General features: G+C 70.3%; 15 protein-coding genes and 1 riboswitch. Of the genes, 4 read left to right on the plus strand and 11 right to left on the minus strand.

What is annotated here, in order from left to right; genetic code table 11:
- Positions 1 to 127 precede the first annotated feature (127 nt).
- The 3 genes from ACFYP5_RS25640 to ACFYP5_RS25650 form a co-directional block, all read right to left on the minus strand.
- Positions 128 to 946 carry a M23 family metallopeptidase gene (locus ACFYP5_RS25640; RefSeq protein WP_389040228.1) on the minus strand — a complete coding sequence of 273 codons (819 nt, stop codon included), beginning with the start codon at positions 944 to 946 and terminating at the stop codon, positions 128 to 130.
- Between the two features lie 12 nt (positions 947 to 958).
- Positions 959 to 1129, minus strand: a riboswitch (cyclic di-AMP (ydaO/yuaA leader).
- 206 nt (positions 1130 to 1335) lie between these two features.
- On the minus strand, positions 1336 to 2718 hold the full coding sequence (locus ACFYP5_RS25645; RefSeq protein ID WP_389040417.1) for a M16 family metallopeptidase: 1383 nt from the start codon (positions 2716 to 2718) through the stop codon (positions 1336 to 1338).
- A 26-nt stretch (positions 2719 to 2744) separates the two neighbouring features.
- On the minus strand, positions 2745 to 4124 hold the full coding sequence (locus ACFYP5_RS25650) for a M16 family metallopeptidase (RefSeq protein WP_389040231.1): 1380 nt from the start codon (positions 4122 to 4124) through the stop codon (positions 2745 to 2747).
- 224 nt (positions 4125 to 4348) lie between these two features.
- On the opposite strand from ACFYP5_RS25650, the gene ACFYP5_RS25655 reads away from it, so the two are divergent.
- Positions 4349 to 6799, plus strand: a complete 2451-nt coding sequence (locus tag ACFYP5_RS25655; protein ID WP_389040234.1) for a DNA topoisomerase (ATP-hydrolyzing) subunit A — start codon at positions 4349 to 4351, stop codon at positions 6797 to 6799.
- A gap of 44 nt (positions 6800 to 6843) precedes the next feature.
- On the opposite strand, the gene ACFYP5_RS25660 is transcribed toward ACFYP5_RS25655, so the two are convergent.
- Both ACFYP5_RS25660 and ACFYP5_RS25665 read right to left on the minus strand, forming a co-directional pair.
- The gene (locus ACFYP5_RS25660) at positions 6844 to 7977 is read right to left on the minus strand and encodes a CobW family GTP-binding protein (protein WP_389040236.1); all 1134 of its coding nucleotides are present in this window, start codon (positions 7975 to 7977) and stop codon (positions 6844 to 6846) included.
- A gap of 23 nt (positions 7978 to 8000) precedes the next feature.
- Positions 8001 to 9161, minus strand: coding sequence for a citrate synthase (locus ACFYP5_RS25665; protein ID WP_389040238.1), 1161 nt, complete (start codon positions 9159 to 9161; stop codon positions 8001 to 8003).
- Between the two features lie 111 nt (positions 9162 to 9272).
- Between ACFYP5_RS25665 and ACFYP5_RS25670 the strand changes: the two genes are divergently transcribed.
- Positions 9273 to 10592: a citrate/2-methylcitrate synthase gene (locus tag ACFYP5_RS25670; RefSeq protein WP_389040241.1), complete on the plus strand. Its 1320-nt coding sequence runs from the start codon at positions 9273 to 9275 to the stop codon at positions 10590 to 10592.
- A gap of 29 nt (positions 10593 to 10621) precedes the next feature.
- Here the strand turns inward: ACFYP5_RS25670 and ACFYP5_RS25675 are convergent, their stop codons facing one another.
- The gene (locus tag ACFYP5_RS25675; protein WP_389040244.1) at positions 10622 to 11635 is read right to left on the minus strand and encodes a LacI family DNA-binding transcriptional regulator; all 1014 of its coding nucleotides are present in this window, start codon (positions 11633 to 11635) and stop codon (positions 10622 to 10624) included.
- Between the two features lie 95 nt (positions 11636 to 11730).
- Between ACFYP5_RS25675 and ACFYP5_RS25680 the strand changes: the two genes are divergently transcribed.
- Positions 11731 to 13401, plus strand: coding sequence for an ATP-binding protein (locus tag ACFYP5_RS25680; RefSeq protein ID WP_389040247.1), 1671 nt, complete (start codon positions 11731 to 11733; stop codon positions 13399 to 13401).
- Positions 13398 to 14075 (plus strand): response regulator, encoded by a 678-nt coding sequence (locus tag ACFYP5_RS25685; RefSeq protein WP_389040249.1) that lies wholly within the window; start codon positions 13398 to 13400, stop codon positions 14073 to 14075. The genes ACFYP5_RS25680 and ACFYP5_RS25685 overlap by 4 nt, the downstream gene beginning before the upstream one ends.
- A 62-nt stretch (positions 14076 to 14137) precedes the next feature.
- Here ACFYP5_RS25685 and ACFYP5_RS25690 read toward each other — a convergent pair whose 3' ends face one another.
- The 5 genes from ACFYP5_RS25690 to ACFYP5_RS25710 form a co-directional block, all read right to left on the minus strand.
- On the minus strand, positions 14138 to 15730 hold the full coding sequence (locus tag ACFYP5_RS25690) for a cation acetate symporter (protein WP_389040252.1): 1593 nt from the start codon (positions 15728 to 15730) through the stop codon (positions 14138 to 14140).
- Complete coding sequence (locus tag ACFYP5_RS25695) at positions 15727 to 16170, minus strand: DUF485 domain-containing protein (RefSeq protein WP_389040419.1); 444 nt, start codon at positions 16168 to 16170, stop codon at positions 15727 to 15729. The genes ACFYP5_RS25690 and ACFYP5_RS25695 overlap by 4 nt, the downstream gene beginning before the upstream one ends.
- A gap of 131 nt (positions 16171 to 16301) precedes the next feature.
- Complete coding sequence (locus ACFYP5_RS25700; protein WP_389040255.1) at positions 16302 to 16982, minus strand: response regulator; 681 nt, start codon at positions 16980 to 16982, stop codon at positions 16302 to 16304.
- A complete protein-coding gene (locus ACFYP5_RS25705) occupies positions 16979 to 18145 on the minus strand; it encodes a sensor histidine kinase (RefSeq protein ID WP_389040257.1) in 1167 nt (388 codons plus the stop codon). Before ACFYP5_RS25705 ends, ACFYP5_RS25700 begins: the two co-directional genes overlap by 4 nt.
- Entirely contained in the window at positions 18142 to 18660 is a 519-nt protein-coding gene (locus ACFYP5_RS25710; protein ID WP_389040259.1) for a DUF1453 domain-containing protein, read from the minus strand. The genes ACFYP5_RS25705 and ACFYP5_RS25710 overlap by 4 nt, the downstream gene beginning before the upstream one ends.
- Positions 18661 to 18757 lie beyond the last annotated feature (97 nt).

An 18757-nucleotide genomic window follows, 5' to 3' on the forward strand; every position in this document is an offset into this window, starting at 1 on the left:
CGCCGGGCCGAAATCCATGAATATCTTTTGGTCCGAGGACGGTTCGGCAAGCGCCTCCGGCGGGGGACGGTCCGGGTACGCCGAAGGCCCCGGCGGGAAGCCGGGGCCTTCGGAGGTGCTGCGTCGGTCAGACGGTGACGCCGTGGGCGCGCAGGTACGCGACGGGGTCCATGTCGGAGCCGTACGACGGTGCGGTCCGGGCCTCGAAGTGGAGGTGCGGTCCGGTGGAGTTGCCGGTCGAGCCGGAGAAACCGATCCGCTGGCCCGCGCCGACGCTCTGGCCGACCGACACGCCGATCGACGAGAGGTGGCCGTACTGGGTGTAGGTGCCGTCCGTCATCCGGAGCACGATGTTGTTGCCGTACGCGCCGCCCCAGCCGGCCTCGACGACCGTGCCGGCGCCGACGGCGACGACAGAGCTGCCGGAGGCGGCGTGGAAGTCGATGCCCGAGTGGCGGCCGGAGGACCAGAGGGAGCCGCTGGACTTGTAGCCGGTGGTGACGTACGAACCGGCAACCGGGAGCTGGAAGGCACCGAGGCGGGTGCGCTCGGCGGAACGGGCGGCGCGCGCCTTCGCCTCGCGGGCCGCCTTGGCGCGCGCTTCGGCCTTGGCCTTGGCTGCCGCCTTGGCGCGTGCTTCGGCCTTCGCCTCGGCCGCGGCCTTGGCCTTCGCGGCCGCCTTCACCTTGGCGGCGGCCTCGGCCTGGCGCTTCTGCACGTCTGCCTGGGTGGCCACCTGGTCGGCGAGGGTGCCCTCGATGGCGATGATCTGGTTCAGGCCGGTCTCGCTGACGGAGGGGGCTTCGGTGCCGGCGGCGAGCGCCGGAGAGGCCAGCCCACCGATGACGCCGGTGGTGGCCAGAGCTGCGATGCCGGCCATCTGCGCGCTCTTGCGCGTCAGACGGTTCGGGGCACGGTGCTTCCCGGTGGGGCGGGTGAACGCCATGAAGTGGCTGGTCCTTTCCTTCCTTCTCGCCTACCGGGTTAGCTGACGGGTTCGGAGCAGGAAGGTCTCCTACGGATCCGCGAGCCCCACAAGAGGCGCGCAGGCATCCGATTCACCCCAGGGACTGCGTGGGTCCCCGGCTCCCCAGGCTCGCGCCTGACGGGGACTCGGCGATAGCTGACCGGCGCCGCGGATGCGGCATACGGGTGACGGACAGCGCTGCCGACGCTAAGCGGGGGGACTTTCATTCACCAAACGGACAGGGCGCTTTGTAGCACATCCCACAGGGCACACAGCCCCATATGCAGCAAATCAGACAAAAGGGATGACCCCGACGAGAAGTCACTCGTGGGGTCTCCCTTTGTCCAGATATGCGGTTGTCCGTGACGTCAGCCGGTGACGACCGACACCTCTCCGATCCCCAGCGCCCGGACCGGCTCCTCGATCTGCGCGGCGTCGCCGACGAGGATCGTGACCAGACGGTCCACCGGGAACGCGCTGACCACCGCCGCGGTCGCCTCGACCGTGCCGGTCTCGGCGAGCCGGGCGTAGAGCTGCGCCTGGTAGTCGTCCGGGAGGTGCTGCTCGACCTGGTCGGCGAGCGTGCCCGCGACCGACGCCGCCGTCTCGAACTTCAGCGGGGCGACACCCACGAGGTTCTGCACGGCCGTCTCGCGCTCGGCGTCGGTCAGTCCCTCGGCCGCCAGCGTCCGCAGGACCGTCCACAGGTCGCCGAGCGCCGGTCCGGTGGATTCCGTGTCGACCGAACCACTGATGGCCAGCATCGCGGCGCCCGTCGCCCCGGAGGCGGAGTCCGGCGCCGACGACCGCAGGACCTGCGCGAAGGACCGTACGCCGTAGGTGTAGCCCTTCTCCTCACGCAGCACCCGGTCCAGCCGGGAGGTGAGCGTGCCGCCCAGGCAGTACGTACCGAGGACCTGGGCCGGCCACACGCTGTCGTGCCGGTCGGCGCCGATGCGGCCGATCAGCAGCTGGGTCTGCACGGCTCCGGGACGGTCGACGATGACCACCCGGCCGGTGTCGTCGGCGGTGATCGGCGGGACCGGCCGGGGCTCGGCGCTGTTCCCGGACCAGTCGCCCACGGTGTCGGCGAGCAACGCGTCCAGGTCGATGCCGGTGAGGTCACCGACGACCACGGCGGTCGCCGTGGACGGGCGGACATGGGCCTCGAAGAAGCTGCGGACGGCCGCGGAATCGATCCGCTCCACCGTCTCCTCGGTGCCCTGGCGCGGGCGCGACATCCGCGCGGTGGCCGGGAAGAGCTCCTTGGAGAGCTGCTTGGCGGCGCGACGGGCCGGGTTGGCCTGCTCGTGCGGGATCTCGTCGAGCCGGTTGCGTACCAGCCGCTCGACCTCGCTGTCGGAAAACGCGGGTGCCCGCAGCGCCTCGGCGACCAGACCGAGCGCCTTGGCCAGCCGGGAGACCGGGACCTCGAGGGAGACCCGGACGCCGGGGTGGTCGGCGTGCGCGTCGAGGGTGGCCCCGCAGCGCTCCAGCTCGGCTGCGAACTCCTCCGCGGAGTGCTTGTCGGTGCCTTCGGACAGCGCCCGCGCCATGATCGTGGCCACGCCGTCGAGGCCCTCGGGCTCGGCGTCCAGCGGGGCGTCGAGGTAGATCTCCACCGCGACGACCTGCTGACCGGGGCGGTGGCAGCGCAGCACCGTGAGCCCGTTGGGCAGGGCGCCGCGCTCAGGTGCGGGGAAGGCCCAGGGCCTGGCCGTGCCCGGGGTCGGCTGCGGGTGGTACTCCATCGATACTCCAGTCGCGGCAGCGTCGGTCACTTGTCCGCCCCTTCGTGCGCGTCGGTGTCGGCGTCCGTCTCGTCGACGGCCGCCCCATCGGTGGACTCGGCCGACTCGACCGGCTCGTAGACGAGCACCGCCCGGTTGTCGGGGTGAAGCTGGGCCCTGGCGGCCGCCTGGACCTCCTCCGCGGTGACGTCGAGCACCCTTTGTACGGCGGTCAGGGCGAGCTGCGGGTCACCGAACAGCACGGCGAACCGGCACAGTTCGTCGGCACGGCCCGCGACCGTGCCGAGCCGGTCCAGCCACTCGCGCTCCAACTGGGCCTGGGCGCGCTCCATTTCCTCGGGCGTCGGCCCCTCGGCCACGAACCGGGCCAGCTCCTCGTCGACCGCGGTCTCGATCTGCGCCACCTCGACCCCGCCGGACGTCTTCACGTCCAGCCAGCCGAGCGAGGGCGCACCGGCGAGCCGCAGCAGCCCGAATCCGGCCGCCACGGCTGTCCGGTCGTGGCGGACCAGGCGGTTGTGCAGCCGGGAGGACTCGCCACCGCCCAGCACGGTCAGCGCGAGGTCGGCGGCGTCGCACTCCCGGGTACCGTCGTGCGGCAGCCGGTAGGCGGCCATCAGCGCCCGCGCCGGGACCTCCTCACGGACCTCTTCGCGCAACTGCTCGCCGATGATCTCGGGGAGCGCACCGTCGCGCGGCGGCTGCTTGCCGTCGTGGGACGGGATGGAGCCGAAGTACTTCTCGATCCAGGCGAGCGTCTGCTCGGAGTCGATGTCGCCGACGACGGACAGCACCGCGTTGTTGGGCGCGTAGTACGTACGGAAGAAGGTCCGTGCGTCCTCGAGCGTCGCGGCGTCCAGGTCGGCCATCGAGCCGATCGGGGTGTGGTGGTACGGGTGGCCCTCCGGGTAGACGAGGGCGGTCAGCTTCTCGAACGCCGTGCCGTACGGCACGTTGTCGTAGCGCTGGCGGCGTTCGTTCTTGACGACGTCCCGCTGGTTCTCCATGGACTCGTCGTCGAGCGCGGCGAGCAGTGAGCCCATCCGGTCGGCCTCGAGCCACAGGGCCAGCTCCAGCTGGTGCGTGGGCATCGTCTCGAAGTAGTTGGTGCGTTCGAAGCTGGTGGTCCCGTTGAGCGAGCCGCCGGCCCCCTGCACCAGTTCGAAGTGTCCGTTCCCCTTGACCTGTCCGGAGCCCTGGAACATCAGGTGCTCGAAGAGGTGAGCCAGACCCGTGCGCCCCTTGACCTCGTGGCGCGAACCGACGTCGTACCAGAGGCACACCGCGGCGACCGGGGTCAGATGGTCCTCGGAGAGCACCACGCGCAGGCCGTTGGCCAGGCGGTGCTCGGTCGCTGTCAAGCCGCCGGAGCCGGCCTGGGCTGTGGCCGTGTGACCCATGGGCATGTACGTCCCTTCGATCGCGATACTGGATTTCCTGCGAGACCTGCCACTGTAAGCAAGCGGACCGACACCTGGCGAAGTTCCCGTGCCGTGGAAGTTCGCGTGAAAGAGCGCCGGACGGCCCCTAGAGACGGGTCGAGGTCGGGGTTGTCAGTGCGGCGGTCCACAATGGTCCGCGTCAGAACCAGAGGTTGCCCGAACAGATCTGTGAAGGAGTCGCAGCAGCGATGGCCCGCCGCAGTACGAAGACCCCGCCGCCGGACGACTTCGAGGAGAAGATCCTCGACATCGACGTCGTCGACGAAATGCAGGGCTCCTTCCTCGAGTACGCGTACTCGGTGATCTACTCACGGGCCCTGCCGGACGCCCGCGACGGCATGAAGCCGGTGCACCGCCGCATCGTGTACCAGATGAACGAAATGGGGCTGCGCCCCGACCGCGGGTATGTGAAGTGTGCCCGCGTCGTCGGCGAGGTCATGGGCAAGTTGCACCCGCACGGCGACGCGTCGATCTACGACGCGCTGGTGCGGATGGCTCAGCCGTTCTCGATGCGGCTCCCCCTCGTCGACGGACACGGCAACTTCGGTTCGCTCGGAAACGACGACCCGCCGGCCGCCATGCGGTACACCGAGTGCCGGATGGCCGACGCCACGTCGCTGATGACGGAGTCGATCGACGAGGATACCGTCGGTTTCCAGTCGAACTACGACGGCCAGGAGCAGGAGCCGGTCGTCCTCCCGGCCGCGTATCCGAACCTCCTGGTCAACGGCTCGTCCGGGATCGCGGTCGGTATGGCGACCAACATGCCGCCGCACAACCTGGGCGAGGTCATCGCCGCCGCCCGCCACCTGATCAAGCATCCGGGTGCGGACCTGGAGACCCTGATGCGGTTCGTTCCCGGTCCGGACCTGCCGACCGGCGGCCGGATCGTGGGCCTCGGCGGCATCAAGGACGCCTACGCGGCGGGCCGCGGCACGTTCAAGATCCGTGCGACCGTCTCCGTGGAGGACGCCACGGCGCGCCGCAAGGGCCTGGTCGTCACCGAACTGCCGTTCACCGTCGGCCCGGAGAAGGTGATCGCCAAGATCAAGGACCTGGTCTCGGCGAAGAAGCTCCAAGGCATCGCGGACGTCAAGGACCTGACCGACCGCGAGCACGGCCTGCGCCTGGTCATCGAGGTCAAGAACGGCTTCGTTCCCGAGGCCGTGCTGGAGCAGCTCTACAAGCTGACGCCGATGGAGGAGTCCTTCGGCATCAACAATGTGGCGCTGGTCGACGGGCAGCCGCTCACGCTGGGCCTCAAGGAGCTCCTCGAGGTCTATCTCGACCACCGCTTCGACGTGGTGCGACGCCGCAGCGAGTTCCGCCGCACCAAGCGTCGCGACCGGCTCCATCTGGTCGAGGGCCTGCTCGTCGCGCTGATCGACATCGACGAGGTCATCCGGCTCATCCGGTCCAGTGACAACTCGGCGCAGGCGAAGGAGCGGCTCATCGAGCACTTCTCGCTGAGCGAGATTCAGACGCAGTACATCCTGGACACCCCGCTGCGCCGGCTCACCCGGTTCGACCGGATCGAGCTGGAGAGCGAGCGGGACCGGCTCAACACCGAGATCGACGAGCTGACCGCGATCCTCGAATCGGACGCCGAGCTGCGCAAGCTGGTCTCCACCGAACTGGCCGCTGTCGCCAAGAAGTTCGGCACCGACCGGCGTACGGTGCTGCTGGAGTCGGCCGGTGCGCAGGTCGCCGCGGTGCCGCTGGAGGTCGCGGACGACCCCTGCCGGGTGCTGCTCTCCTCGACCGGTCTGCTGGCCCGTACGGCCACCGGCGACCCGATCGCGTTCGACGAGGACGCAAAGCGGGCCAAGCACGATGTGATCGTGTCGGCCGTGCCGGCGACGGCGCGCGGCGATGTGGGTGTGGTGACGTCCACCGGGCGGTTGTTGCGGCTCGCGGTGATCGATCTGCCGCGGCTTCCGGACACGCACGCGGCGCCCAATCTCTCGGGCGGGGCGATGGTTTCGGAGTTCCTCACGCTGGAGAACGACGAGGAAGTCGTCTGCCTCACCACGCTCGACGAGTCCTCGCCCGGCCTGGCGATCGGCACCCTGCAGGGGGTCGTCAAGCGGGTGGTGCCGGACTACCCGGCCAACAAGGACGAGTTGGAGGTCATCACCCTCAAGGAGGGTGACCGGATCGTCGGCGCCGCCGAACTGCGTACCGGCGAGGAGGACCTGGTCTTCATCACGTCCGACGCACAGCTGCTGCGTTACCCGGCGGCGCAGGTGCGGCCGCAGGGCCGGCCGGCCGGCGGCATGGCGGGGGTGAAGCTGGCGGCGGGCACCGAGGTGCTCTCGTTCGGTGCGGTGGATCCGGCGGTGGACGCGATGGTGTTCACGGTGGCGGGTTCGCACGGCACGCTGGACGACTCGGTGCTGACGGCGAAGCTCACGCCGTTCGACCAGTATCCGCGCAAGGGCCGGGCCACCGGTGGGGTGCGCTGTCAGCGGTTCCTCAAGGGCGAGGACGTCCTGGTGTTCGCCTGGGCGGGTGCGATGCCGGCGCGGGCGGCGCAGAAGAACGGCACGCCGGTGGAGCTGCCGGAGCCGGATCCGCGGCGCGACGGTTCGGGTACGCCGCTGGCCAAGCCGGTCGCGGTGATCGCCGGACCGGCGTAGCCGGCCGCCCGGCCCCGGCGGCCGGGTGGTGGCGGGCCGATGGGTTACGCCTCGTCGACCGGCTGTCGTACGTACCGCAGGACGCCCCACATGCTCTGCTCATGTGCGGCGTCCTGCGGCATGTCCGGGGACATTGCCGCGTCCGGAGCGGTGTCCGGCGCGTCAGGTGCGGCGTTCTCGCGGCAGGCGGCCAGCTCCTTGTGCAGGGTGTCCGGGTCGATGCCGGAGCCGATCAGCACCAGCTGGGTGAGACGCGGTTCGTCGCGCTTCCAGGGCCGGGGGCCGAAGCGCAGGAATCTTCCGACGGCATGCAGCGCATATGTGTTGCCGCGGTCGCCCGCGCCGAAGTCGACGAACCCCTTGATCCGGTAGAGGCCCTCGGGCCGGGAGTCGAGAAACGCCATCAGCCGACGGGGGTTCATGGGCACGTCGGAGGTGAAGGAGACACTCTCGTACGCGGCGTGCAGATGCCCCGCGTGTGCCTCGGCGCTCTCTTCCGCCCCCTCCTCCAGCAGGAGATCCTCGAAGGTGAGCTGACGCATCCTCTCCTCACCGTCCGGCCGCAGCGCCGGGTCGAAGAGCAGCTCCGGATCGATGCGTCCGTACGTGGCGCAGATGACGGCCGCCCCGCTGCCGGTCGCCGCGATGGCCTTGCGGATGCGGCTCTGCTCCTCGTCCTCGATCCGGTCGGTCTTGTTCAGCACGACAAGATCGGCGACGCCGAGATGGCGGTCGATCTCCGGATGACGCCCCCGGGTGGCGTCGAATTCGGCGGCGTCGACGACCTCGACCAGTCCCCCGTACACGATGTGCGGGTTGTCACTGGCCAGCAGCATCCTTACGAGCTCCTGGGGTTCGGCGAGTCCGCTCGCCTCGATGACGATCACATCGAGACGGGCGGCCGGCCGGGTGAGCATCTCCAGGAAGGCGTCGAGTTCGCTCGCGTCGACGGCACAGCACAGGCAGCCGTTGCCCAGCGAGACGGTCGAGCCGACCTGGCCCGAGACCGTCATGGCATCGATCTCGATGGAGCCGAAATCGTTGACGATCACGCCGATCCTGTTCCCCGCACGGTGGCGCAGGAGGTGGTTGAGCAGAGTCGTCTTGCCGGAGCCCAGGAATCCGGCCAGGACGACGACCGGGATCTGCTGCCTGCGGGGCGGGGACGACGGGTTCAACGGGGGCCTTCCTCGGGGAAACGTCAGGGCGCCGGGACCGGCTGGGGCGGCGTCGGACCGATGTAGCGGGCCGCCGGGCGGATGATCTTGGAGTCCTCCGCCTGCTCCAGGATATTGGCGCCCCAGCCGACCACCCGCGCCGCGCAGAACGTCGGCGTGAACATCTCGCGTGGCAGCCCGCACAGCTCCATGACGACCCCGGCGTAGAACTCCACGTTGGTGTGCAGCTCACGCCCCGGCTTGAGCTCGGCGAGGATCGCCTCGACCTGGCGCTCCACCTCGACGGCGAAGTCGACGAGCGGGCTGCCGAAGCCCTGGGCGATCCCGCGCAGCATGCGCGAGCGCGGGTCCTCGGTGCGGTACACGGGGTGGCCGAAGCCCATGATCCGCTCGCCCGCGAGCACGCGCTCGCGGATCCAGCTGTCGATGCGGTCGGGAGTGCCGATCGCGTCCAGGGTGTCGAGCGCGCGGCTGGGAGCTCCGCCGTGCAGTGGGCCGGAGAGTGCGCCGACGGCCGCCACCAGGCAGGCGGCCATGTCTGCGCCGGTGGAGGCGACGACCCGGCCGGTGAAGGTCGAGGCGTTGAAGCCGTGGTCGACGGTGGAGATCAGATACTGCTCGACGGCCCTCACGCGGGCGGCGTCCGCCTCGGAACCGGTGAGCATGTAGAGGTAGTTGGCGGCGTACGGCAGATCGTCGCGCGGCTCGACCGGTTCGAGGCCCTGGGCGAGCCGGTACAGGGCGGTCAGCACGGTGGGGACGGCCGCGCAGGCAGCCAGCGCGTCGCTGCGACGCCGGTCGCCGTCGATGTCGTACACCGGACGGAAGCCGGCCGAGGCGCCGAGCAGCGACAGTGCGGTGCGCAGCCCGGCAAGTGGTCCGGAGACCGCGCCCGCACGGGCTATCGCCGGCAGGGCGCCCCGTACCTCCGGAGGCAGTCGGCGCATGGCGGCGGTGCGCACGGCGAAGTCGGCGCGGGCGGCCGGACCGGGCAGCTCGCCGTGGAACATCAGGTACCAGACGTCCTCGAAGCTGCGGGTCTGCGCGAGTTCGATCGCCGAGTACTGCCGGTAGTGGTAGAAGCCCTCGCCTCCCCTGACGTCGCCGAGGGCGGTGTCCGTGACGACGACACCCGCGAGGCCTCGGGGTACGTCGAGCGGGGTTCCGTTGGTCATGGTCGGCATTTCTTCCTCCGCGAGCTTCACTGTGCAGGCCCATCAATGTTGATTCGACTGTCTATGCTTGACTTCAGTCCTGTCAATGTTGATTGAATCAATATGGATACGGTGAGCAGCATGAGGGATCAAGCAGCACCCGACGACCGCGCCGACGTGTGTGCGGAGCGGCTCACGACGCGAGAGACGGCCGAGCGCCTGGGCGTGAAGCCCGAGACGGTGTACGCGTATGTCAGCCGGGGCCAGCTGAGCAGCAGGCGCGCCCCCGGCGGTCGCGGCAGTACGTTCGACGCCGAGGAGGTCGACGCACTGGTACGGCGTACGGGACGGAGGGAAACCTCCCCGGCCGGCGGTGACCTGGTGTTCCGTACCGGCATCACGCTGATCGAGACCGACCGGTACTACTTCCGGGGTGTCGACGCGACCGAGCTGACCACGCACTACTCCTACGAGGAGATCGCCGAGTGGCTGTGGACCGGCGACCTCCGGCCCGGCATCCGCTTCACCGCACCTGTCGAGGCCCTGGCCGCGGCACGCCGCACCGTGGGGGCACTGCCCGCGCACAGCGGGTCGACGGACCGGCTGCGGGTAGCCGTGGTCGCCGCGGCGGCCGCCGATCCGCTGCGCTTCGACCTCTCGCGCGAGGCCGTGCTCGGCAGCGCGCGGAGCCTGATCCCTACCCTGGTCGGCGCGCTGCCGACCGCTGTCGGTGCACCCGCGACGGCCGACGGCGAGGCCGCTTCGCACCTGCCCGGACTGGCGCACCGTCTGTGGCCGAAACTCACCGCCCAGCCGGCCGACGAGCCTTCACTTGCCGCGCTGGACACGGCCCTCGGCCTGCTGATCGACCACGATCTGGCCGCCTCGACACTGGCCGCGCGGGTCGCCGCATCCGCCCGCGCCCATCCGTACGCGGTGGTCTCCGCGGGCCTCGGGGTCCTGGAGGGCCCCCTGCACGGCGCCGCGAGCAGCCTGGCCCACAGGATGCTGACCGAGGTCCTGGAGCGGGGCAGTGCGACCCCGGTGGTCGCGGACCACCTCCGTACCGGCCGTCAGGTGCCGGGGCTCGGGCACCGGCTCTACACCGCCGAGGATCCGCGCGCACGAACGCTGTTCGCCAGGCTCGCGGAGGTCCCGCAGGCAGCGCCCGCGCTGGCCGCGGCGCGCGACGTGGTCACCACGACCGCGCGCCACACGCCGCTGCACGCCAACGTCGACCTGGCGCTGGCCGTGCTCTCCGTCGCCTCCGGCATGTCGGCGGAGGCGGGTGAGACGGTGTTCGCGGTGTCCCGTACAGCGGGCTGGATCGCCCATGCGCTGGAGGAGTACGGGGAACGCCCGCTGCGGATGCGCCCCAGCGGTCAGTACGGAGGCCCCCGCCCGCCTCAGTCACTGCCTGCGCCGGGATCGGTCGCCGCACACCGAGATCGGCCGCAATAGACGGGCCACTGGACGCAAAATATCGATGATCAGCCGGAAATGTCCCGCGGGGGCTGTGCGGTGGACCCCCGCACCACCAGTTCCGGTTCGAAGAGCAGCTCGTCCGACGGCACGGTACGGCCCCCGATCTGAAGGGAGAGCAGCTCGACGGCGGCGCGACCCATGGCCTCGATCGGCTGACGGACCGTGGTCAGCGGAGGCTCGGTGCAGTTCATGAAGGCGGAGTCGTCGTACCCCACGACCGAGACGTCGGCGGGCACGGAGAGGCCGCGGCGGCGGACCGCACGCACCGCCCCGAGAGCCAGCGGGTCGCTCGCGCAGATGATGCCGGTGACGCCCCGGTCCAGCAGGCGCATGGCGGCGGCCTGTCCGCCCTCCAGCGAGAACATGGCCCGGGCCACCCACTCGTCCGGCAAGGTGGTGCCGGCCTCCTCCGCCAGCGCCTGGGCGGCGGCCAGCTTGCGCCGCGAGGGCACATGGTCGGCGGGGCCGAGCACCAGGCCGATGCGCTCGTGACCGAGCGAGACGAGGTGGCGCCAGGCCTGCTCGACGGCGACGGAGTCGTCGCAGGAGACACCGGGGAAGTCGAGGTACGGCGCGTTGATCAGGACCACCGGGATCTTGCGGTCTGCCAGCACCTGGTAGTGATCGTGGGCGGCGTCGGCCTGGTGGTAGAGCCCGCCCGCGAAGACCACCCCGGACACCTGCTGCTGCAGAAGCAGCTCCACGTAGTCGGCCTCGGAGACGCCGCCCTTGGTCTGGGTGCACAGCACAGAGGTCAGACCCTGCTGTGCCAGCGCACCGCCGACGACTTCGGCGAAGGCCGGGAAGATCGGGTTCTGCAGCTCGGGCAGGACCAGACCGACCAGTCTCGCCCGCTCGCCCCGCAGCTGGGTCGGACGCTCGTAACCGAGGACGTCGAGCGCGGAGAGCACGGCCTTCCGGGTGGCATCGGAGACGCCGGGCTTGCCGTTGAGCACCCGGCTGACCGTGGCTTCGCTGACTCCCACCTTCTGTGCCACTTGAGCAAGTCGTCGCGTCATACGCGCAAGATTAGCGCAAGAAACGCAAGTGGGTTGCGTGGAGCTGGAAACAACAAAATTTCGGAGAGCGCCGGTATGCCCTTTACCTTCGTACGATGAGCGCCCCACCGCCCACCCCCCGGAGGCCGCGACGGCTCGGCTGGCCGCAGCGGGTCTTCTCCCAGGTGCTGCTGATACAACTCGCCATCGCCACCGGCGTCACCGTACTCGCCACCGGCCTCTTTCTGGCACCCCTCAGCGCACAGCTCGACGACGAGGCGATGCACCGTGCGCTCGCCATCGCGCAGAGCACAGCGGCCCAGCCGCAGATCACCGAGGCGCTGCTCGCCACCGCCCCGGCCCCCGGCGGGCCCGTGCAGTCGGCGGCCGAGCGGATCAGGCGGTCCACCGGTGCCGAGTACGTCGTCGTCATGGACCGGCGCGGGGTCCGCTGGTCGCACACCGACGCCGGCCGGATCGGAAAGGTCGTCTCCACCGACCCCAGTGAGGCGCTCGCGGGCGACCAGGTCATGGAGATCGACAGCGGCACGCTCGGCCGCTCGGCCCGTGGCAAGGTGCCGCTCCGCGACGGGTCGGGCCACATCGTCGGGGCGGTCTCGGTCGGTATCGCCTACGACAGCGTCCGCGCTCGTCTCCTGGCGGCGATCCCCGGGCTGCTCGCCTACGCGGGCGGGGCGCTGGCCGTCGGGGCGCTCGCCGCCTATCTGATCTCCCGTCGTATCCAGCGGCAGACCCAGGACCTCGCCTTCTCCGACATCTCCGCGCTGCTGACCGAACGCGAGGCCATGCTGCACAGCATCCGGGAAGGGGTGGTCGCGCTCGACCGGTCGGGACGCATCCGGCTCCTGAACGACGAGGCGCAGCGGCTGCTCGGGCTCGGCCCCGATGCCGCGGGCCGCCCGCTCGACGAAGTGCTCGGCCTTGGGCGGACGGCCGATGTGCTGGCCGGCCGGGTGGTCGGCGACGATCTCCTGACCGTACGGGGCAACCGGGTGCTGCTCGCCAACCGGATGCCGACCGACGACGGGGGTGCGGTCGCCACCCTCCGCGACCGGACCGAACTCGAGCATCTCGGCCGAGAACTCGACTCCACCCGCGGTCTGATCGACGCCCTGCGCGCGCAGGACCACGAACACGCCAACCGGCTGCACACGCTCCTGGGACTGCTGGAGCTGGAGATGCACGAGGACGCGATGGATTTCGTCACGGAGGTCGTCGGCGGCCACCGGGCCACCGCCGAGCAGGTCACCGAGAAGGTTCACGACCCTCTGCTGGCGGCCCTGCTGGTCGGCAAGGCTACGGTCGCGGCGGAGCGCGGCGTCTCCCTGCGGATGGCGCCCGGCACCCTGCTCCCGGACCGGCTGGTGGACTCGCGCGGGCTCGTGACCGCCGTCGGCAATCTCGTCGACAACGCCCTGGACGCGACGGCCGGCTCGGACGGCGGCGTGATCGAAGTGGGGCTGCGGACGGACGGCCGTACGGTGGTGCTGCAGGTCCGCGACAGCGGCCCCGGTGTCCCTCCCGAGCAGCACGAATCGATCTTTACCGAGGGCTGGTCGACCAAGGAACTCCCGGCGCACGGCAAACGCGGTCTGGGTCTCGCACTCGTACGGCGGCTGGCCGAACGACAGGGCGGCAGCGCCACCGTCGGCTCGGTGCCGGAGGGCGGCGCCGAGTTCACCGTCGTACTGCCGGAAGCCCTCACCGAACCGGGGCTGACTGCGACAGGCATGCCGGAGCCGAGTACCGCAGGAGAAGTTCAGTGATCGAGGTCCTGGTCGTCGACGACGACATCCGGGTTACGCAGATCAACGCGGCCTATGTCTCCAGGTTGCCCGGATTCCGGGTGGCCGCACAGGCGCACAGCGCCGCAGCGGCCCTCGCAGCCGTCGAGTCGCAGCGCGTGGACCTCGTCCTGCTCGACCACTACATGCCCGACCGCAACGGCCTGACCGTGGTGCGGGAGCTGCGCAGGCTCGGCCACCACACCGACGTGATCATGGTGACGGCGGCGCGCGACGTCGCGACCGTCCAGGAGGCCATGCGTCACGGCGCGCTCCAGTACCTGGTGAAGCCGTTCACGTACGCGGGACTGCGGACCAAGCTGGAGGCCTACGCGACGCTGCACCACACCCTGGAGGGCGGCGGCGAGGCCGAACAGGGTGACGTGGACCGGCTCTTCGGCGCCCTGTGGGCCGCGGGCGAAGCCGGTCTACCCAAGGGGCACTCCCCGACGACGGCGGAGCTGGTCCGCCAGGCGCTCCGCGGTGCCGACGGTCCGCTCTCCGCACAGGAGATCGCGGAGAGCGCCGGGATGAGCCGGCAGACGGCGCAGCGCTATCTGAAGCTGCTGGAGCGGACGGGTCGGGTACGGCTGACACTGCGGTACGGCGAGACGGGCCGCCCGGAGCACCGCTACACCTGGGCCACCGGCTCCTGACGGGCCACCCGCTCCCGAAACACGTCCGGCCGACCCGGCACCGGTTCCTCAGACACCTCCGGCTACACCGCACCGGCCCCGGTCAGTGCCCGGACCTCGGTCTCCGCGTGCTTGGCGGCATCCGGTGGCTCGGCCGAGGTGACCGTGCCGATCCAGCCGGCCAGGAAACCGAGCGGGATGGAGACAAGGCCGGGGTTCTCCAGCGGGAAGAGCTGGAAATCCACTCCGGGGAAGAGCGAGTCGGGGCTGCCGGAAACGACCGGGGAGAGCAGTACGAGCAGCACCGCGGGAATCAGCCCTCCGTAGACCGACCAGACCGCCCCTCGCGTGGTGAAGTTCCGCCAGAACAGCGAGTACAGCAGCACGGGCAGATTGGCCGAAGCCGCGACGGCGAAGGCGAGCGCCACCAGGAACGCCACGTTCAGATTCTGCGCGACCAGACCGAGGGCGATGGCGGCCACCCCGATCCCGGTAGCTGCGACCCGGGCCACGGTGACCTCACTGTGCTGCTTCCAGCCCGGACGCCTGAGCGAGGCATAGAGGTCGTGGGCCACGGAGGCCGACGAGGCGAGCGTGATCCCGGCGACGACGGCGAGGATGGTCGCGAAGGCCACTGCGGCGACCACGGCGAACAGAATCGTTCCCCCGGTGGAGCCTTCGCCGCCGCCGAGCACCATCGCCAGCAGCGGAACGGCCGTGTTCCCGGCGGGATTCGACGCCCGGACGTCCGAGGAACCGACCAGCGCCGCCGCGCCGAACCCGAGCACGATCGTCATCAGGTAGAAGCTGCCGATGAGGCCGATCGACCAGACGACCGAGCGGCGCGCGGCGCGGGCGGTGGGCACCGTGTAGAAGCGCGACAGGATGTGCGGCAGCCCCGCCGTGCCGAGCACCAGGGCAAGACCCAGACTGATGAAGTCGAAGCGCGCGGTCCAGCTCCCGCCGTACTTGAGGCCGGGCGAGAGGAACTCCAGCCCGTGCCCGCTCCGTTCGGCGGCGGAATTGAGCAACGTGTTGATGTTGCCGTGGAAGTGGACCAGCACGAGCACGGTCAGAACGCTCGCGCCCGCCATCAGCAGAACGGCCTTGACGATCTGGATCCAGGTCGTGGCGCGCATCCCGCCGAAGGACACATAGATCACCATGAGCGCTCCGACCCCGATGACGGTCCAGGAGCGGGCCGCACCACTGGTGCCGCCGAGAAGCAGAGCGACCAGGCTGCCCGCACCCACCATCTGTGCCACCAGATAGAGCACGGAGACGGTGACGGAGGAGGTACCCGCCGCGATCCGGACCGGACGTTCCGCCATCCGGGCCGCCACCACATCGGCGAGGGTGAACCGACCGCAGTTGCGGACGAGTTCAGCGACCAGCAGCAGGACGACGAGCCAGGCGACGAGGAAGCCGACCGAGTAGAGCATGCCGTCGTAACCGAACAGGGTGATCAGGCCGGAGATACCTAGGAAGGACGCGGCCGACATGTAGTCGCCGGCGATGGCAAAGCCGTTCTCCATGGGGGAGAACAGCCGGCCACCCGCATAGAACTCCTCTGCCGATCCGTGCCGGTTGCGGCTCACCCAGGTGGTGATGGCGAGCGTCACTGCGACGAACGCGCTGAACAGCAGCAGCGCCAAGGTCTGGTGGTTGCCGATCAACGCCCGAGCCCCCGCGTCATCTCCTGAGTGTCCCAGCGCAGATCGAGCGCGGCCCGGTCCCTGCGCAGCCGCGCATGACGTGCGTACGCCCCGGTGAGCAGGAACGTCGTGAGGAACTGCCCGAGCCCCGCGACCATCGCCACATTGACCGCGCCGGCCACCGGCCGGGCCATCAGCCCGGGTGCGGTGATCGCTGTGACGACGTAGGCGAGGTACCAGACGAGGAAGGCGAGGGTGGCGGGGACGACGAACCGCCGGTACCTGCGGCGCACTTCCTGGAAGGCCTCGCTGCGTTGCACCTCCAGATAGATGTCGGCCGCGCTGTGGCCGCGCTGCGGGGGCACGGAACCGGGTGGGCCGGCCGGCACGAAGCCTCCCGCACCGTCCAGCTCACCCCAGCCGGAAGCCAGCGCGTCGTACCACGGGTCGTCGAGTCGCATCGCTGCGGCCTCGCTCCCTGCTTCCTTGTCCACCGAACAACTCCCCTGGTCCACGGACCACTTCGGCCGCGTACCCAAGAATGGACAGATCAGGAAGTTCCCGGGCACGTCATTTGCCGCACTTCACCTCTTCAGGTGAAGGATGTCCCGGGCGGGTGTGCGAGCCCGCGAACATACGCATAGCGCACGGCCTGCGCCCTGTCGCGTACTCGGGTCTTGGCGAAGAGATTGTTGATGTGGCTCTTCACGGTGGCCTGCGAGATGTGCAGCTTGCGGGCGATCTCCGGGTTGGACAGTCCCTCCGCGATCAGGACGAGCACTTCCGCCTCGCGGGGCGTGAGGCCGTCGGGCAGTTGCTGCTCGGCGGCCGGCGAACCGGCCGGTGCAGGTGCCGTGGTGACCCGCTCCAGCAGCCGCCGCTGCACTGCGGGCGAGAGTCCGGCCTCGCCCGACAGCACAGCCTGGATGGCCCGCACGATCTCGTCGCCCCGGGCGTCCTTGGTGAGATATCCGCGAGCCCCCGCCTCCAGTGCGGGGAAGAGCGAGTCGTCCTCCGCGAATGTAGTGAGCACCACCACCTGAGTGTTCGGGTACTCCTTGCGGATACGCCGCGTCGCCTCCACCCCGTCGCAACGCGGCATGCGGAGGTCCATCAGAACCACATCCGGGGCCATCTCCGCGACAAGCGCGACGGCCTCTTCCCCGTCCCTGGCCGATCCCACCACCTCGATGCCCGGCAGCAGCCCCAGCAGCATCACGATGCCTTCGCGCACCACCGACTGGTCGTCGGCAACCACGACACGCGCGGTCACGCGGGCACCCGCAGTCTCACCACGAACCCCTCCTCGTCCGGACCGGCCTCGAGCGTCCCGCCGAGCAGCTCGGCACGTTCCCTCATTCCCAGCAGACCGTAGCCGGAGCCACTGACAGCGAGCTCGTCCACGGGCCGGCGGCCACCCCGGTCCCTGACCTCCAGGGCGACCTCGCCCGGCAAATAATCGAGCCGTACGAGCACGTCGGCCCCCGGCGCGTGCTTGCGCACATTGGTCAGCGCCTCCTGCGCCACCCGCCTGACCGCTTGCGAGGCCTCGGCCATCAGCCTCCGCTGCTCTCCGGCCACCGTCACCTCGCCCGGCTCCACCGCGGCCACCAGGTGTCGCAGATAGTCCTCCACCGGGGAGACCTCACCGCGCAGGGCGGAGAGCGCCTGCCGGGTCTCGGCCAGCCCATCGCGCGCCATCGAGCGGGCCGCCACCACCCGCTCCAGCACCTGGTCCCGGAACTCCCCCGAGGGTTCCCTCTCGATGAGCAGCCGCGCCGCCTCCAGGTGCACCAACTGCGCGGAGAGGCTGTGCGCGAGGACGTCGTGGATCTCGCGGGCGATCCGGGAGCGCTCGTCCAGCGTCGCCGACTCGGCTTCGGCCACCCTGGCAGCCCGCTCCTGCTCGAGGAGCCGCTGAGCACTGCCGCGGGCCTCGGCATCCAGCCGGAGCACATATCCCGCAAGGCAGAGCCCCGCTGTGGTCACCGCGGTCGTCATCCAGCCGTCGGTGTCGACGGCGGCGTACGCGGCCAGCGCGACGGCCGTGGCGGGAACGCCTGCCGACAACGGCAACCGCTCCAGAGCCGTGACCGCGCAGCCGCACCACAGGATCACGGCCGGCACACCCGCGCCGGCTTGCTGCGCCCCGAAGGCCGCCGCCATCAGCAACGCCAAGAGCCCCAGGGACGGCCAGAGCCGATGCTCCAGGCTGGCCCGGAAGAACGCCCACCCGGCCCAGACGCACCCGATGACGCCAAGCAGGCCGACCACGACTTCCCAGGGCCCGAACCTGCCGTTGGAGAAGGTGCCCCAGAGCATGAGCGTCAGCACCAGAACGCGGACGGACCAGGCGATGACCGCCCGGGGGCGGGTTCGGCCTCTTCTCGAGAGAGCCTCCCGGGACGGCCAGCTCGTCCAGGTAGCGCTTGTCACGCACAGTCCTTCCACGCCGCCCGCGACGGGATGCCATCCGCAGCGCCACCGTAGGCCGGACGCATCTGGCGGGCCCGCCACATCAGCACACCGCTGCGCACCAGCAGCGTCACCGCAAGAGCTGTCATCAGGGCGGCACTGCCTTGATGTATACCCATCAGCGCGGCAACCCCGTACAGAGCGGCTCGCAGCACCAGACCTCCCGTCCAGACGAAGACGGTGGCCTTGGTGCCCTTGCTCCACAGCGAGCCGTCCGGTTCACGCCACAGCCTGGCCGTCCAGCCCCAGCCGGCGCCGGTCACCAGCCCCACCGCCAGTTCGGCGCCGAGGACCACGACGGACAAAACCTCGTGGTGCGGGTCCGTCAGCCCAGGTTCACGCATGGACATGGCGAGCAGGACGCCCGGCAGGATCCACCAGCGCCGGTCGTCGGAGATCCGCCGTGCCGAGCACTGGCGGACCACGACGAAAGCCACGACGGCAAGGATCAGCAGGGCATTGACGAGCCCGGACATCGCGGCCTCCGAAGTGCGGGAAAGGTCATCGCCTTCGACGCTACGGAAAAGACCAGGTCAGGGGATCGGCTCAGGGGTTGATCAGGGGTGGAGCCGC

It is taken from the genome of Streptomyces sp. NPDC005262 (assembly GCF_042872425.1).
Lineage (GTDB): Bacteria > Actinomycetota > Actinomycetes > Streptomycetales > Streptomycetaceae > Streptomyces.